The sequence below is a fragment of the Pseudoalteromonas galatheae genome (assembly GCF_005886105.2).
In the GTDB taxonomy this organism is placed as follows: Bacteria; Pseudomonadota; Gammaproteobacteria; order Enterobacterales; family Alteromonadaceae; genus Pseudoalteromonas; species Pseudoalteromonas galatheae.
This window is the reverse complement of sequence record NZ_PNCO02000001.1, coordinates 3514410-3531266: the sequence shown is the minus strand read 5'-3', so window position 1 is coordinate 3531266 and position 16857 is coordinate 3514410. Positions and strand designations below refer to the sequence as shown.

At 44.5% G+C, this 16857-nt stretch carries 8 protein-coding genes; 1 reads left to right on the top strand and 7 read right to left on the bottom strand.

Going from position 1 to position 16857, the window contains the following annotated elements:
• Positions 1–2 precede the first annotated feature (2 nt).
• From CWC29_RS15760 to CWC29_RS23785, 3 genes are all read right to left on the bottom strand, one after another.
• Entirely contained in the window at positions 3–689 is a 687-nt protein-coding gene (locus CWC29_RS15760; protein ID WP_235956589.1) for a hypothetical protein, read from the bottom strand.
• A gap of 500 nt (positions 690–1189) precedes the next feature.
• On the bottom strand, positions 1190–1870 hold the full coding sequence (locus CWC29_RS15755) for a GAD-like domain-containing protein (protein WP_128725181.1): 681 nt from the start codon (positions 1868–1870) through the stop codon (positions 1190–1192).
• A gap of 7 nt (positions 1871–1877) precedes the next feature.
• A complete protein-coding gene (locus CWC29_RS23785) occupies positions 1878–5552 on the bottom strand; it encodes a polymorphic toxin type 15 domain-containing protein (RefSeq protein WP_235956588.1) in 3675 nt (1224 codons plus the stop codon).
• Positions 5553–7448: 1896 nt separating this feature from the next.
• On the opposite strand from CWC29_RS23785, the gene ylqF reads away from it, so the two are divergent.
• Positions 7449–8393: a ribosome biogenesis GTPase YlqF gene (ylqF, locus tag CWC29_RS15740; RefSeq protein WP_138524073.1), complete on the top strand. Its 945-nt coding sequence runs from the start codon at positions 7449–7451 to the stop codon at positions 8391–8393.
• Here the strand turns inward: ylqF and CWC29_RS15735 are convergent.
• The 4 genes from CWC29_RS15735 to CWC29_RS15715 all read right to left on the bottom strand — a co-directional run bounded on the left by CWC29_RS15735 (position 8390) and on the right by CWC29_RS15715 (position 16708).
• Positions 8390–9799 carry a sensor domain-containing diguanylate cyclase gene (locus CWC29_RS15735; RefSeq protein ID WP_138524071.1) on the bottom strand — a complete coding sequence of 470 codons (1410 nt, stop codon included), beginning with the start codon at positions 9797–9799 and terminating at the stop codon, positions 8390–8392. The two genes, ylqF and CWC29_RS15735, sit on opposite strands and share 4 nt — an antisense overlap.
• A 1256-nt stretch (positions 9800–11055) precedes the next feature.
• Positions 11056–12345, bottom strand: coding sequence for a DUF3472 domain-containing protein (locus CWC29_RS15725; protein WP_138521453.1), 1290 nt, complete (start codon positions 12343–12345; stop codon positions 11056–11058).
• Between the two features lie 39 nt (positions 12346–12384).
• A complete protein-coding gene (locus CWC29_RS15720; RefSeq protein WP_128725736.1) occupies positions 12385–15234 on the bottom strand; it encodes a TonB-dependent receptor in 2850 nt (949 codons plus the stop codon).
• 103 nt (positions 15235–15337) lie between these two features.
• Positions 15338–16708, bottom strand: a complete 1371-nt coding sequence (locus CWC29_RS15715) for a Gfo/Idh/MocA family oxidoreductase (protein WP_138521455.1) — start codon at positions 16706–16708, stop codon at positions 15338–15340.
• Positions 16709–16857: the final 149 nt, after the last annotated feature.

Here is a 16857-nt window from a genome sequence, read left to right as displayed (position 1 = left end):
TATCACAGGGTCACTGGCTTGTCTATAATATTGGCATTTTTGTCTAATGCTTTAATTACTAAAGTTCCATCTTCTTTATTTCGAATCAATAATTTTTGTACAGAGTCTTTATTTTTTTGAAGGCTCTTGAGGATTTTACGTCTTGTTTTTTCGTCAATTCCTGCTTGTTCTAATCTTTTTTCTGTTACCCACGCATTACTCATTTGTTTACCATTTTTAGTTTTACCTAATGGAGAGGTGTTATATTTGGCTTCTGTAATCACATAGTCTGGTGGTGGATTTGGGTGCAGATATATTCCGTCAATACCGGATTGTCCTGGTTTATAATTACCATCGGTTTTACCTAGTGGTGTATAGCCATTCTCCAACATTAATTGGTGTGCATTGTACTCACCAGTAGCACCTTTTCTATGGTTTAGTGATTTATGCTGCGTAAAGTCACTAGGCGTCTTACGTGATGGCGGATTAACTTTGTTAACAGGGGCACCTTTGAGATCGTTTCCTTCTGGAGCTGAAAGCTCCGGCGCTTTAGATTTCTTCGGCACATTGGTAACACCAACCTGTGGTAACTCTCCTTGATATTCATCCAGTGCTTTATTAACTCGCTGTCCGATTTCTTGGGCGGCTTGTTGCATATGCTGGTCGATTTTGGGGGTGATGTCGTCTAGGCGTTTTACTGTGGCTTGCATGCCTTCGATGGCGGCGTCTGGGAGTAGTATGTCGTAGTGCCAACTGGTAGACATTTCATCGAGTGAATCGCGTAGGCCTTTGGATGTTTTTTACTTCCGTGGCGGATTGTTTTCCTAGGTCTTGCCAGTTGATGTCTCTTAGGTATTTAACTGGGTCGCCTTTGTCGACTTTTCTTTGGGTAAAAAGCCGCAGTACAGCAAGCGCAGCGGAGAGGGATTCTCCGGTATTTTTTAAGATAACCTTGCCCACTACTGGCACTAAACCAATACTGATAAGTTAACTAGTGTTTGCCCTGAGAAGAGGAGCAACTTGGAACGGTGATTCTAGGACGGAGTTATTCTTTGTTAATCTATGAGCAAAGTGGAATCCGGCCCTAGCTAACTGGTAAGTTAATATTAAAAAACGTGTCTAATGAATCATCATGCGTAACCGGGGATACGGTCATCTTGATGATTCATTAAGTGATGTGTGCCGTTACTAATCACATTTGCATACAGCGTTACTCGTGCTGCTTAATAGCGCCACGTACCATAGAAGCCATATCAATAATTTCCATATCACCCATATCGGCAATTAAATTCAAATGGGCAAAAATATCGCACTTTTCAATATTCTTGACTTTTTTCTCGCCACCCATAAATAAAAATGGCGCAAAGCCGTACACTTCATCGGCATTGAGTGGGCCATGTTTTTTTAATGTCGCAGGAAAAAGTGGTTTCCCTTGGTTATCTTTAATATCAAGTTGCTCAGGCTCTTGAAGCGCTATAAAATCTTTTGCAGTTTGGTTAGCCTTACCAGCTGCAATATCTTGCTCGCTTCCTTCGCTTGTTGTTATCCAGTTAAGGTGCGGGCTGATTTCTAGGGATTCACCTGTTTTTTCGCCGTAAATCTGAAGTTCACCCCAAGCATTGCGCGCAATAACATAATAAATATCATCTTGCTCAAACGGGGTATCTTCTAAAAATCGATCAAGGATGTCTTGATAATCCGCGGGGTTTGTCAACCAAAATAAACCATCGGCAAAACCGCTGAAGCCGAGTATTTGCCAGTATTCAAGTAGCTGATCAGGGAGCTTCCCTCGATACGCTTCTATATCAGCGGTAGTCGCGGGTACAATTGTTGTTGGTTGGCCAAATTCGCTTAAAAAAAAGGCTAAATCGTCATCATTAGTTTCTATCATGGGTTCTCTACTTTTTGTTTAACGGGCAGCGCTCAAGTTTAATGTTTAACTTAGCATCTGGGCCATATTCTTTAAATGCTTTTTCAACTTGCTCATCCATTAATTCAACGCGTGTTTTACTTCCTTTTTTACTTCCTATAGGCGCTTTAGCCCACTGCGGACCTATAGATTCATTAACTCTTTTATCACCCAGACGAGTAACATTATCATAACCGCCAGCGCCCATATCAGGGTCATGTAATGCATGTAAATTGTTCATAATTTCTGTTGTTCTTTGCGCAGCTAATTTTTTTGCTTCAGTACGTGATTTGTTTCTACCGTATGATTTCTTGAGAGATTTATATAGTTTGTATCTGAACTTATCTCTAAAACCATTTTGAGCAGTTCCAGTCCCCTTACGCTTCATATTTTTGTATCGATCGCGGTTTTCTCTGTATTCACCAATGGTTAAATCATTTAAGCCTGCTTCTTGATACTTAAGTTGCCTTGCGTAATTCTGTTCTAAAGCACGTAAGTCGCCCTTATGTTTTTTCCTTAAGTTATCACTTGGTTTAAAACAGGGGACCTTGTATGCTTTCATGCCTGCTTTGAGAGGGTGCAATCCCTTCCCCCCCGGTAACTCATTCCCTTTTGGTGGTTCCAACTCATCGGCTTTGGCTTTGGTGGGCTTGTCGGTAACGCCTCGAATTGGTGATTGGCCTTGATATTCATCCAGCGCTTTATTAACTCGCTGTCCGATTTCTTGGGCGGCTTGTTGCATATGCTGGTCGATTTTGGGGGTGACCTCGTCTAGGCGTTTTACTGTGGTTTGCATGCCTTCGATGGCGGCGTCTGGGAGCAGTAGGTCGTAGTGCCAACTGGTAGACATGTCATCAAGTGAATCGCGCAGGCCTTTGACGATGTTTTTAACTTCCGTAGCGGATTGTTTTCCTAGGTCTTGCCAGTTGATGTCTCTTAGGTATTTAACTGGGTCGCCTTTGCCTAGCTTGCGAAGTACCGCAAGCGCAGCCGAGAGGGATTCTCCGGTATTTTTTAAGATAACCTTGCCCACGCCTTTGACGGCTGAGCCCACAACCGGCACTAAACCAATACCCGTAAGGGTAAAGGCAAGCCAAGCGTCGGTGTCGTTGGCTTCATCATCGTCGGTCAGTAACATGACATTGGCAATGATATCTCGTAAATCCATGACTTGGTCGATAATTGGTATCATGGAAATCAAGGTGCCTACCACGATTTGTGACGTAGAGGGGTTTTGATTAAAGTCGCCTTGTAGTGTGCCCCATAACCAATCACCTGCTTGGGTTGCAATGCCATTGGCTTCTATCAGTGGTGCGGTATTGCCGCTGCGTACCATTTCAGCCGCTCGCGCTGGGGTGATTTGTCCATACAGTGGGTTTTTAGGGCGATTATCTTCTGGTAGGTAATCGCGTTTGTCCTCACCATATTGCACGGTGTATTGACCGGGCGGGGCATTCTCGATTTTTGCTTTACCGCTGTCATCTAAGTTGCCAGTCAACTCTGTGCCGTTTGCAAATCGAATGGTATAAGGTGCGCCCATAATTGGGCTGCCATCTTGATAGGTATAAGACAACTCAATGGTACTGCTCATCATGGTGGCAATGCCATCGGCGGCCAGTGAGAGTCGAGCATTCTCAGAGAGTGCTTGAATTTGCGGTACACTCGGCATCGTGGCGCTTTGTTTACCGCCAATATCTTGCTCCATGCTGCCGTCAAACACGGTCATGGCTTTGCCTTTTAAGGTCAGTAACTTGTCTGCAAAGATGTTGACGTTACCACTTGAGTCAATACTGATTTCACTGCCGCCATTGGCAAGGGTGAGGTTGCCAGAGCCACTGCCTTTAATCGTGATATTACCTTGGCTTTGAATGATTTGACTTCCCGCGGGAGCGGTGATGGTGAGGTTGTTGTCTGCCTTGAGGTTTATATCGCTTTGGATAACATTGCGATGGCTGCGACCCGCCTTAAGGGTGATATTTTGTTCGGCGCTGACGTCAATTTGATTGGCGGTGACGTCTAGGTTGGTTGCTGCATCGGCAATGACTGACTTTTTACTCTCCAGTGCCAGTTGTTGTTTGGCGCTGGCGATAAAGGCTTTATTGGTGAGCAGTCGAATTGCACTTTTAACACTGCCAAGTTGTATGTCTTTGGCTGCAAAAATATTCATCGCACCAAGTTGTGCAAGCCAGTGAATATAAGGCTGCTTTTTATCCCCATGTAACACTAAGTACTGATTACTCGCTAAGGTTTGCAGCACAATATGCGGGGTATTTAGAGTGTCATCAAACATCAATAGGTTTTGGCCGCGAGAGCAGAGCACGTTTTGGGCGTTATTGGCGCTGGTAACAACGGATGGTTGGGTGTCGTTAAGGGCAAAGCCTAAAATATAACTTTGGTCAGGGTCGTTGTTCATACAACCGATGAGCACATTACTGTCTGGCAGCAGTGGAAAGTGTAACCCTGTCGGTTGCTTTTGGCCGCGACAGGCATATTGTGTGAGGCGCTTTACTGATTCAGTGACTTGACTATCAAAATGTACTTGCGTGGCATATTGCCCTTGGGTATCTAGATGAGGATTGGTCTTTGACCCCGACAATGAACGTACCGTGGCGGTAAACACCATTGGCTTGGGACTATGCTCTGGGGGAGTAATACGTATTGGCTCACCTCGTGGTACACACACCGACTCGCTATGATGAGCAACTTGCTTAGGGTCATTGGCACTGCCTTGCTTATACACCTGTTTACTGCGAATACAGGTATAATCGCCACCTTTCGCTGTGCCCAATTTACCATTTAACGAAAACGAATAACCGGCATTGGCTTCGGCTACGTTGCCTACCAGCGTGACTTCATTTTTACCTTGTTGATAGGCAAGCTCGAGATTGCCGGTGCGCTCAAATTGCTCAGCGGGATTGTGTGCCGCAGGTTCAAAATAGCTGCGCTGCGCCGAGCTGACGGAGGTAGGCGGATGGGCATTTACATGCACTTGGGAGCCACCCATTCTAAAGCGATGGCGACTTTGGCACTGCGTAAACCCGACAAAGCCGGTTTTATGCTCGTGAACCAGACCATCTTTATCTGTCACCGACAACAAGCCTCGCTCAATATAGGGGCTTGCAAGGTTCCCCTCGGCAATCACTATCGACTCAATAAAATCATGGCATTCAAACCAATAGATTAAGCCGTACTTTGCTAAGAGTCGGGTGAAAAAGGTGTAGTCGTTTTCTAGCGCTTGTACACACTGCGGTAGCGTGGGTAAGTCTTTAGTGACTCGCCATTTTATCCGGTCTTGTGAATAGCCCGCTTTTTGTATCAACTTATTGAGGACAGACTGAACATTGGCTTGTACAAAGATTTGGCTTTTTTCTGTTTGCTTAAGTAACTCAAGGCGAGGCTTTAAGATTACCTCTGCACCACAGGTGTGCTCAGACACAAAACCAGATTGGATATCAAATAAAGTCCCAGTGAAATACGTTGATATTGCATCTGGTGACTCAATTTCAAACGTGAGCATATTGCCGACAAGTAACTCATCAGCCAGGTCAAATTGGGATTCTAGGTTCGCTTTGAGTAAAAAGCCGCTATTGATACAGGTCGTGAGTTCAAAATCGACGACATGTACAGGATGGTTAGTACCATACACCACAATCCTTGTTTGCATTTTTTATGTCCACTGTTGTTGGTTAAAGCCGTGCCACCAATACGCGGTACTACTTCCTAGTGTGCTGCGATTGGTTTTTATTTGCGCGCTATTGTTACATAAAAGGCAAGCATTTTTAACTCATTTTTTTATTCAGCATTCGAATGGTTATCTTTTGGCATAACGGATGGTTTTGAAAACGCCTCCCCGAAATCACACCGAATCCTCAAATCCAAGTCGATATATAATATAGCGTTGTGGGAGGCGGTTTACCCGCCGAGAAGTATGTTTTTCGAGTGAAGTATTGCCTCTTCTTTAGGCATCAAAGAAAAGTAAGTTTTAGTCTATGGATGGGCGTCGAAATCGGTCAGGAGGACGGGCTGACTTTACGGTAAATTTCGAGCTACCAGCCGTTAGCAACATAAACCTCCATGTTTAATATCAAAGCGCATCCATGCGCTCCTCGTTCATTCTTTTTAAACGACGAAAAAGAACGAACCAAGAAAACGTCGCCCCAGCATCACACTTAATCCTCAAATCCTAAGCCGATATAGTGCAACCGTCTTGTAAGGCACATCCATGATGCCAGACAAGACTTAGCCGACATCCTGTCGGCATATTGCATATCGACTTATGCTTTTCGGGTGTGATGGAGGGGGAAATAAGTTGCTTGTGAGATCGTCTACGATTTTTACGATTAAGCCGTTTGCAAGGGTTACAAAAACTATCAGCGTAGCCTCCAAGCTCACAGTGTAAATAGTTTTGTGGGAGGCGGTTCACCCGCCGAGAAGTATGTTTTTCGGTTGCGGTAAAGGGATTAGTATTGACTGCGAGTTCTAGTTTTTCTCTTAAAAGTAGCTAAGTAGTTTGCAAGCACCACAAGAATTTATCAGCGCCTTGTGTCTCCCTCATCACACCCAAAGTAAATTGCCAATGAGTCATTTCAACGCATGGATGCGTGAAAAGCGGTGACAGGGCCAAGGATGGCCCTTACACAGCGGTGACGTTCATATTGGTAATTTACTTGAGGAGTCAGTGTGGTGTTGGGAGTGCCTTTTCTTTTGCTACCTTTTCTTTGGGCAAGCAAAGAAAAGGTAGTCGTAGCCCATGGATGGGCGTCGAAATCGGTCAGGAGGACGAGCTGGCTTTACGACACATTTCGAGTTATCAGCCGTTAGTAACATAAACCTCCATGTTTAATATCAAAGCGCATCCATGCGCTCCTCGTTCATTCTTTCTAAACGACGAAAAAGAACGAACCAAGAAAACGTCGCCCCAACATCACACTCAATCCTCAAATCCTAAGCCGATATAGTGCAACCGTCTTATAAGGCACGTCCCTGTGCTAGACAAGACTTGGCCGACATCCTGTCGGCACATTGCATATCGACTTATGCTTTTCGGGTGTGATGGAGGGGGGAATAAGTTGCTTGTGAGATCGTCTACGATTTTTACGATTAAGCCGTTTGCAAGGGTTACAAAAACTATCAGCGTAGCCTCCAAGCTCACAGTCTAAATAGTTTTGTGGGAGGCGGTTCACCCGCCGAGCAGTTATGTTTTTCGAGTGATGAGGGGGTCTTTTCTTTAGGCGTCAAAGAAAAAGTAGTCGTAGCCTATGGGGGCGAAGTCAGTCAGGAGGGGGAGCTGGCTTAACTCATAACAGCGATATATGGACAGGAATGTTGAGCGTGATACATGAATTAAACAGAATTCATGGCCATTAACCCAATTCTGTCAATTTATAGTAGAATAGCTAACTTAGTGATGAGGTACTGCTGCTGTGTTAAAAGCGTTTAGTACCCTATGTTGTATCCTTTACTTATCTCTTGCTTCGTATGAATGGTGCTATGGTAGGTGTGAGTTTGGCAAGGTGTTCAGCATATGAGCTTTTAAAGTTAATTAATACAGGTGGTTATAATGGCAATACAGTGGTTCCCAGGGCATATGAATAAAGCGCGCAATGAGATCAAAGAGATCATGCCGCAGATGGATGTCATTATTGAAGTGCTGGATGCTCGTATTCCATATAGTAGCGAAAACCCGATGGTAGGGCAGTTACGCGGTGATAAGCCTGTTATCAAAATCATGAACAAAGCGGACCTTGCCGATCCTGAACTGACCAAGCAGTGGATGGAGTATTTTGAACGTGAGAGCGGTGTAAAAGCGCTAGCGCTTGGTCATGATAAGGCGAATGAAGTACAGCGTATTAATGCGCTTTGCAAAAAGCTTGCACCTCATAAAGTGGGTCAAGATAAGCAGCTAAAAGCCATGATCATGGGTATTCCAAATGTGGGTAAATCGACGCTTATCAATACACTTGCCGGCAGAATTGTTGCAAAAACCGGGAATGAACCTGCGGTAACTAAAGCGCAACAGCGTATTAAGCTTGAAGACGGCATTATGCTTTACGATACGCCGGGTATGTTGTGGCCAAAGGTTGAGAACGAAAACTCGGGCTATCGTTTGGCGGCAACGGGCGCTATTCGCGATACGGCTATCAATTATGAAGAAGTGGCGAGTTACACCGCTGAATATCTGCTGGGTGCATATCCAGAGCTTTTAAAAGCACGTTACAAGCTCGACGAATTACCGGACTGTGATTGGACATTTATCGAGATGGCTGGCCGCAAGCGTGGGTGTGTAAAGGGTGGCAATCAGGTCGATACGCATAAGATGTCGGAGATTTTAATCAACGAACTGCGCGATGCTGTTATCGGGCAGATCACGATGGAAACGCCGGAAATGCGAGAGTCGGAAGAAGAAATGGTTGCTGAGCTAAGAGCACAAGCTGAGGTTAAAAAGGCTGCGCGTGAAGACGAAAAACGTCAACGCCGCGCAAGAGCGCGTAAGAATCGCCGCTAAGCGGCGAATTTGGTTTGATTCCGGCCTTGTTTGGCACGATAGAGCGCGGCATCGGCGCGCTTTATAAAACCATCTTCTGATTCATCAATATGGTATTGTGCAACGCCAATACTGACTGTCACTTTGACCTCACATTCCGCCTGCTCTAGAGCAACATGGATCTTCTCAGCAATCGCAATTCCTTGCTCTAACGTCGCTTTGGGTAGCAATACCATAAACTCTTCGCCTCCCCAGCGGCACAGCAAACCGTTGTTTTCTATCTCGCGTTTACATACGCTCGAGAAGCATTGCAGCACTCTGTCGCCTACCACATGGCCATGTTGATCGTTCACTTGTTTAAAGTGGTCAATGTCCATCATCAACATCACTACAGGGGTTGATTGGGTGCGCGCCTTCGCTAAATGGTGCTGAAGCAGGGGCTCGAAGGCTTGACGATTAAAGGTATCGGTGAGTTTGTCGTACTTCGCCATTTTTTCTAAGCGTTTTTGATAATGATTAAACGTCAACTGCGCCACGGCCAATATTAATAGGGTGACGAGGCTCCCTACCCATAAATTGGTTGTGAGGATGTCGCTTATTCCACTTGATTTATCTATTGTTTGCTCAACAATTAAGTACCAGCCTATTGAGTCCAAATAGCGCGAATGAACAAACTCGGCATGGTCGTCGGTTTCCAACTGAAATTGATATTCAGATTGATTGAGCAGCGCCGTTGCTTGGGTTGGAAAACGGTCATGAATACTGGTGCCAGATAGAGTTTGATCGTTAAAAAATAATAGCCTGCCTTTGTGGTCAATAAAATACAGCTTGCGCGCGTAACTGGCTTCGTATTGTTCAATTAAATTGTGTAAATCAGCCAATAAGATACCAACCCCAACAACACCAATTACATCGTTGTTTTGTTTTATTTTATGATTAACGTAAACAATAGCTTCGTTGTTGTCTCTTGGATCTATATCAACATTGAGCGCATAATCTGTATCGTTATGCAGGCTTTCTCGATACCAATCGTTTTGTTTGGCACGGATGTCTAACTGCTGGGAGTTACCATCAAAGTGGTAATAAGTGAGGCTCTTGTCATCCACTAAAAAGCTCGTTTTTGCGTGATGTAATGCTCGAGTACCTTCTAAGTAGCTGAAAATAAGCGTAGGGTCTTGCTGTGAAGACGTTAGCCAACGTTTAATAAAGACGTTATTTGCCATTTGCTGAGAAATAATGATTGGAGCTTGCAGCCGTTTTTGGATGTCTAAATCAATCAGATGGCTGGTGAGTGGTAGAGCATCATCGCTCACTCCTTTATACAACGACTGTTTAGCGTGCTCGATGCTTATCCAGCTGGTGAAAATAAACCCTACCAGCAGCAGCAGGCTTAACAACATGTTATAACGGTAGCGTCGAGCGTTCATATTATTGTTATTTTTGGAAAAATAGAATGATACGAATTCTAATAAAAGAAAACGATTACACGACATTACAGCTGAATAAACGCTGATAGAAAATGTAGGCATAAAAAAAGCCCTGAGCAGGGCTTTTTGATTCATATCTACCGTCACCGATATGAGCAATGTAGCAAGTAAAAAGTGGTTGCCAGTGATACACATCAAGGGGCGTTGTAGCACATCACCGACAACACGATTCAGGGTCGAATCAGCAAGAGCACGTCCTCTTGTTGATATTGATTATCAATTAGATTTACCCTTGGGTCAATACCTTTTTGAAAATAATTCTCATTAATATTTGTGTGGTTGCTTTTCGGTAAGCGCTGAAAGTAGATATAAATTTTAGGCATAAAAAAAGCCCTGAGCAGGGCTTTTTACGTTCATATCTACCGTCACCGATATGAGCAATGTAGCAAGTAAATTGTGAGAATAAACTTAGTCAGGTTTAGGGGCGACTGAATTAAGTTCATTCAAGCCATTAACGTTGGCCAGCCGTGTTTCAGGGTCGAGAAACAAACTAGAGTACTAATGCCAATCTCAAGGTAGTGAGTACATCTGGTAGACAGGGCTTTACAACTATCAACCTTACTAACTGAGTTGGCGAAACAACACGTTGCCGTCTTGTTGATAGTGATTATCAGTTAGATCTAACAATGAGTCAATACTTTTTTGAAAATAATTCTCATTAATATTAGGGTGGCTATTTTTCTAGCAAATACCGAAGTAAAAATAAACTTTGGACATAAAAAAAGCCCTGAGCAGGGCTTTTTGATTTCATATCTACCGTCACCGATATGAGCAATGTAGCAAGTAAAAGTGGAGTTAGCGTCTAAATACGAGGAGCAATGCAAGTGCCTGCTAACGTCCTTTGGTAGTTGTGGATACCAGCCTTGTTTCGGGTCAAGAAACTATTGTGATAACAAGTTGAGCCGTCACTCTCGTCTTGTTGATATTGATTATCAGTTAGATTTGTAGAACTGTCAACGGTCTTTTTGAAAATAATTCTTATTTAGATCTAAGTGGTTGGAATTACACCAAATTTAAATTTATTGAGTGTATTGTTTTATTAATGTGATGGTTTTTGGTGTGTTTTATGTCTATTTCTGTTTTTCGAAGGGGAAAGCTTTAATTATCCCGAGACTTTGGTTAATTAGTATAGAAGAAGTAAAAGCCGACCAAAGCTACGGTAGCATTGGCCGACCAGAGAGAAGCTATCATTTAAATTAAGGGTGTGCCTGTAATGACTGCCATGGGATCACCGGCGCATCATTGCTGCTTGGGCGAGTAAATTCGCTGAGGTAAGGCGTGGGTCCCGTGAAGAAACCTGTATTACGTAAGTAAAACCGGTTTTGCTCCTCACCACCTTGATAATCCAAACGCGACCCTTTTCTGGCGGTGGCGTCATAAGTGAATTTAGCTTGATTTAACTCAACCCAGTTACCCTGGGTGTCACGTAAAAACTGACGGTTATAAAATGCTTTACGCTCAAGCTGTCCAGCTTCGGGTAAAAAGTTTTCCAAAAAGCTATGCGGTCTTGCAACATAGGTATTGGTTTCAGGGCGGCTAAAGGCTGCGATCAGCTTCCATTGACCGGTTTCCGGCGCATAAAAATAGCCACGATACTCAGTATGGCCTGCATTAATTGTACTGGGCTCAATATTGACTAAAAAGCGATATGTCGTATCAGGCTGCCAGTTATAACGTAAATAGCTTTGTCCTCCAGAACCTTCATTGCCAAATTCACCGACGTAAACGCCTTCGCCTTTAGCGAGTAATTTGATTTTAAGATTGTCAGGAATTGTGCCTGGATCATCGGTTTGGTATGGGCTCCAAACCGAAAACAGCACGCGACGCTCGGTGGGCGAGTTGACCTGAATACCAAAGTAACCTTCGCCAAAACCATTCGCCATAAAATACGAGCCTTGTGGATCGTAGCCAGATGGCACCGTTACTTCGTTGTAAAACCAGTTATAGTCCTTTTTGTCAGGTACGGTATAGGAAAGGTGTACTGAAGGGCCGCGACGACCCCAGTAAAAGTCTTCTTTGACATAGTTAGGTGCAGGGGTCATGGCCTCACCATCGAGACTGAGCCCGGTAATGGCAGGGAAGGCACTGTTTCGCCCTTTGGCTAATGTGTCACCGGCTATTTGGACAGTTTGATAGCCAACTTGCGTCACGGCAAAGTCACCGACTTTAACCTTAGTCGGGCTTTGTCTATCGAGGTTAAGCGCCACTTGTTTATTGTTATGCTTTACCAACAATGTACTTGGTGCTCTTGGTTTCTCAAGGTGTAAAAAGAGGGTATAGGTGCCAACGTTATTGGCATAAAAATAGTGATTAAATCTAAGCTGCTTATCTTGCCATGGGGCAATTCCGGCTTGAGTTATATATTGCCTGCTGGCGTCAATATCGTTGTTGACCCAAGCATTACCGTAACTGCTGATATAAGCTTCTTGTGCTGAGGCAAATAGCGAGGCGCACAGCAGTATCGGTGTCATTATTGTATTCTTCATCTTAAGTTCCTTGAATGGGGCGTGTTGCCCCATATTGATTTAGAAAGAAGTGTTAATGCCTAAACTGATACTGCGGCCGTAACGGCTCAAGTGGCTCACTTGCTCTTGGGTTTTAATGTATGACCATTGACGCTCATTGGTGAGGTTGGTCACGTTTAGGTCAATCCGTGTCTTTGCAGTAAGATTATAGCTGGCACTGAAATCAAATTGACCATAATCCGCTGCCCATTCTGGGCCGCCCCACGCATCTGGATACTTCAGGTAATCATCTCGCCAGTTGTAAGCGATACGCGCTTGGTAGTCATCCTTCTCATAATAGATAACCGCATTGTAAGAATGCTCAGACATTCCAGCGAACGGTAGCTCGTCTTTTTCGGGGTCGTCGTATTTACTATCCGTAAATGTGTAGTTGATTTGCATACCTAGGCCATCAAATGGTGCTGGTAGCAATTCCTCAAACGACTGTTGGTAAGCAATTTCGAAACCTTTGATCTCTGCTCCTGCTTCTGAACGTGGAGATACTTGGGTAAATTCCGGACCGTCAACTTCAACGCCGTCTTTTATGAATTTACCTACTTTTATCGTACCGATACGTCCCTGAGCGATAACCGATTTAATGTCTTTGTAATAGGTTGCAAAGGTGAGCGCACCATAATCAGAGAAGTACCACTCTAGTCCCAAATCAAGTTGGTCTGCTCTAAGTGGCTTGATCCCAGGGTTGGCAAGGTTAAGCTCAAACTTACTGAAATTAATTGAGCTATATGGGGTTAGAAAATCGATGCTAGGTCTGGTGATAACTTTAGCCGCGCTGGTTCTAAATAACAGTGAGTCTGTTATTTCTAACTTAAAGTTCATGCTAGGCAGTACATCAGTGTAGTCGTCTTCTACGTAAGAATCGGAGTAATAATCGGCAATATCCCCTTCTATGCGATAGATAATATCGCCATCTTCGTCTTCTTCTACGTTGTATACCAGACTTGGGTAATCAAAAACGTAGCCATCAGAGGTGATCTCGGTTTTGATTGCTCTTACGCCTAGGTTTAAGTTGTAAGGCATTTCCGACAGCTCGCCGACTAGATTGGTCTCTAAATAAAGTGCAAACGTTGACTCAGAAAGCTCGTAGGAATCTTTAGGACTCTTGGAAGCTCTAATTTTTTCATCTGCGGCTTGGGCATTAATGGATTGATAAAAAGCATAGAGTTTGTCGTAGTCGAAGCTGGCCCACGGTGCAGGGTGCATGCCCGGCTCACCATCTAGGAAGTTATCAAAGTTGGCGGGAACAAGTACATCTGCGGGTAGTCTAAATAAGTTAAGGCCACCGAGCTTTTCTACGCTTGAGTTATCAAAGCTGTCGTAATCTGAGTTTTTAAAATAAGCCCCACCATTACTAAACATCGATGGGTTATTTGATTTACTTACGTCTCTGCCTTTAGTTTGCTTTCCGTAATGAAAGCCAAACTTGATGTCTTTGACAAATTCCCATTCTGGAATAAATGTTCCCTCGAGCCTTAACTCTTCAACATCACTGATCACTTCCGTGCCATAGTTGTAGCTGTAATGAGCACCAAAGGGTTGATCGGCATTAAGTGCTGGTGACATGGTCACATCTGGCAGGAGGTTGTCGCCTGTTTGATCTATGGTGATAGTATCAACAAAGCCACGTGCCACAATGTAGCGGTTGTCGCCATCATTGATCCGCTCAGCACGGGACTTAGACACGTCAAATTCAAGCGTTAGATCGCTGGTAGCATACCATTTGAAGTTAAGACCGGCCTGCCAAGTGTCGGTATTGCGAGGCTCAGAGACGTTCAGTAGCTCAGCCATTGCACCATCGACTAACTCAATGTAGTTGACGTTGCCATCTTCATTGAATTTTAACTCACCTACTGCAGGGATCCCCGGCGTCCAAGGTTCATCATAGGTGACGAAAGAGATTTGATATTTTTCACCGTCGGTTTTGTAGCTTGAGTATAAGCTATCAAAGGTGACATCAATATCATTCGTTGGACGCCATTGTAAGGCGAGGCTTGCACCAATGCGCTCACGTTCGTCTTGCCAGTTCGAGTAGCGTACATATCCAGGGATCATTGAGGGGTGTACTTTCTCGCCCTCATCTAGCTCACCATTTCGGTTACTATCAACAGGGACTCGCACATCGGTATTTTCTTCTGGATCGTAAAATCCTTGTCCTTCGTAGGAGTCTTCGCGTTGTGTTCGCTCTGAATAAACGGCGGTGAATAGCGCGCCAAAGGTATTGTCAAAAAAGGTATCACTAATGAGGAAGGAGGCTTGGGGGTTGGTATCGCCGGTACGTTCTTCGTAAATGGCTTTGGCACTTCCGGCGAGGGTAAAACCATCCATATCTAACGGTCGGCGGGTTTTTATATTGATGACTGAACCAATCCCCCCTTCTTGCGTTTGTGCTTGTGGTGACTTGTACACTTCTAATGCTTGAACCATCTCAGGCGCAATTAAATCGAAGTTAAAGTCTCGGCTAGTGTGTTCAGATGCCATTCTACGACCATTGATGGTGGTAACGTTAAAGTCCCCACCAAGACCCCGCACTGTGACGTTTTGTCCTTCACCTGCGTTACGGGTAATGGCGATACCTGTCATTCGTTGTAGCGCTTCAGCGAGGTTTTGATCTGGGAACTTACCTATGTCTTCGGCAACGATGGCATCCATTACGCCGACGGCATTTTTTTTGAGAAAGAGTGACTCTTTGATACTCGAACGTACGCCACGTACTTCAATTTTCTCGACTTGTTGCTTGGCTTTATCTTGCTCGTCGGATCCGCTGTTCTGTTCTGTTTCCTGTGCATGCGCGTATTGGGACAGGGCACAGCTCACGGCCAATCCCACAGCACACAGTTTTAAAGTGTGTTTCATCTTGTTGTCCTGTTGAGTGTTGTTATTATTGCGCCCGCTATACGAGCGCTTATTCAGGCATTGTTAGTACTTGCTATAGATAACGTATTTAACCTTTGGTTAGTTATGTGACAATGCCTAGTGGTGCTGCAGTGCGCCATGTGCCCCTGGTGAAATCCGGGAAGTCCTTGCTATTACTTCTGTCTGCAACTGAGTCCATTGAAAGAGGGAAGACCGCTGACCAAGCAGCTGCGTCGTAAACATCCTGATCTAGCGGCTCGCCATTACGAAGGCAGTAAATAATGCGCCAGAACATTAAGAAATCCATGCCACCATGGCCGCCGTTGCGCTCAGCTTCAGCCCCCATTTTTTGCCAAAGTGGATGATCGTATTTGCCGTACCAATCATTCATGTCGTAATCCCACTCGTGAAAGCTCTTACTCCCGCCGTTTTCAAGCGCGATGCGGTTGGGGAATCCTGCAAATACGCCGTTAGTACCTTGAATTAAATTATGGCGGGAGTAAGGGCGTGGGGTAGTGGTATCGTGCTGTACCATAATCGAACGACCTTTGATGGTTTTAATGATGCTGGTGTTCATATCTCCAGCAATATAGTTCAGTTGGTTTCGTTCATGATTTGCTGGAAACTCACGTTTGGCATAGGCTGCACGACCAAGTGCTGGGGAACTCATGGACGAGATATAGTCGAAGCGATCGCCACGGTTGATATTCATATATTGAGAAACAGGGCCTAAGCCATGAGTGGGGTAGAGATTACCGTCGCGTTTGGTATGCCAGTGTGTACGCCATGAGCCGGTTTTATGCTCAATTTCTTTCATTTGCCAACGAAGTTCATGGATATAAGCCGCTTCACCGTGTAGTAACTCACCGAATAACCCTTGGCGAACCATGTTCAATACCATCAGCTCGTCGCGGCCATAGCAAACGTTTTCCAACATCATGCAGTTCTTTTGCGTGCGCTCTGCGGTATTTACCAATTGCCACGCTTCTTCTATGGTTACTGCAGCTGGCACTTCAACCAAAGCATGCTTTCCACTCTCCATTGTGTCTACCGCCATAGGCGTATGCCATTTCCAAGGCGTAGAGATGATCACAATATCAATGTCATCGCGCGCCAACATGCGGCGATAGTCCATATCGCTCTTGCCATAAGTTGCTGGCTTGGGTAAACCCTTGTCGACAACAATTTTAACGGCTCTATCGACGACTTCTTGGTGCGTATCGCAAATGGCCTTGATCTCGACACCATCAAGATGGCAAAAGTGTTTTACCGCGCCAACACCACGTTGACCCACACCAATAAAGCCCACTCGCACGACGTCCAGTTTCGGTACGACTAGACCTTGAACTGAATTTCCTTGTGGCTTTGGTGTAAGCGGCGTCTTATTATTGTTACTTGCGCAGCCAACCACTGCGCTTGTTGCTGCGATAGCAGCCATTGATTGAAGAAATCGCCGGCGGTTTAGATCACCCATAATAACCTCTTAGTTGTTCACTCTTGTTGTTAAAAACGAAATGTTATTTTTGGTTATTATTACGGCAGTTTTATTTTGAACGCAAGAAAAATATCTTTCATATTCTTTCGTTTTATTTTCGATTTGTTTCTCATTTAAATTTAAATCAT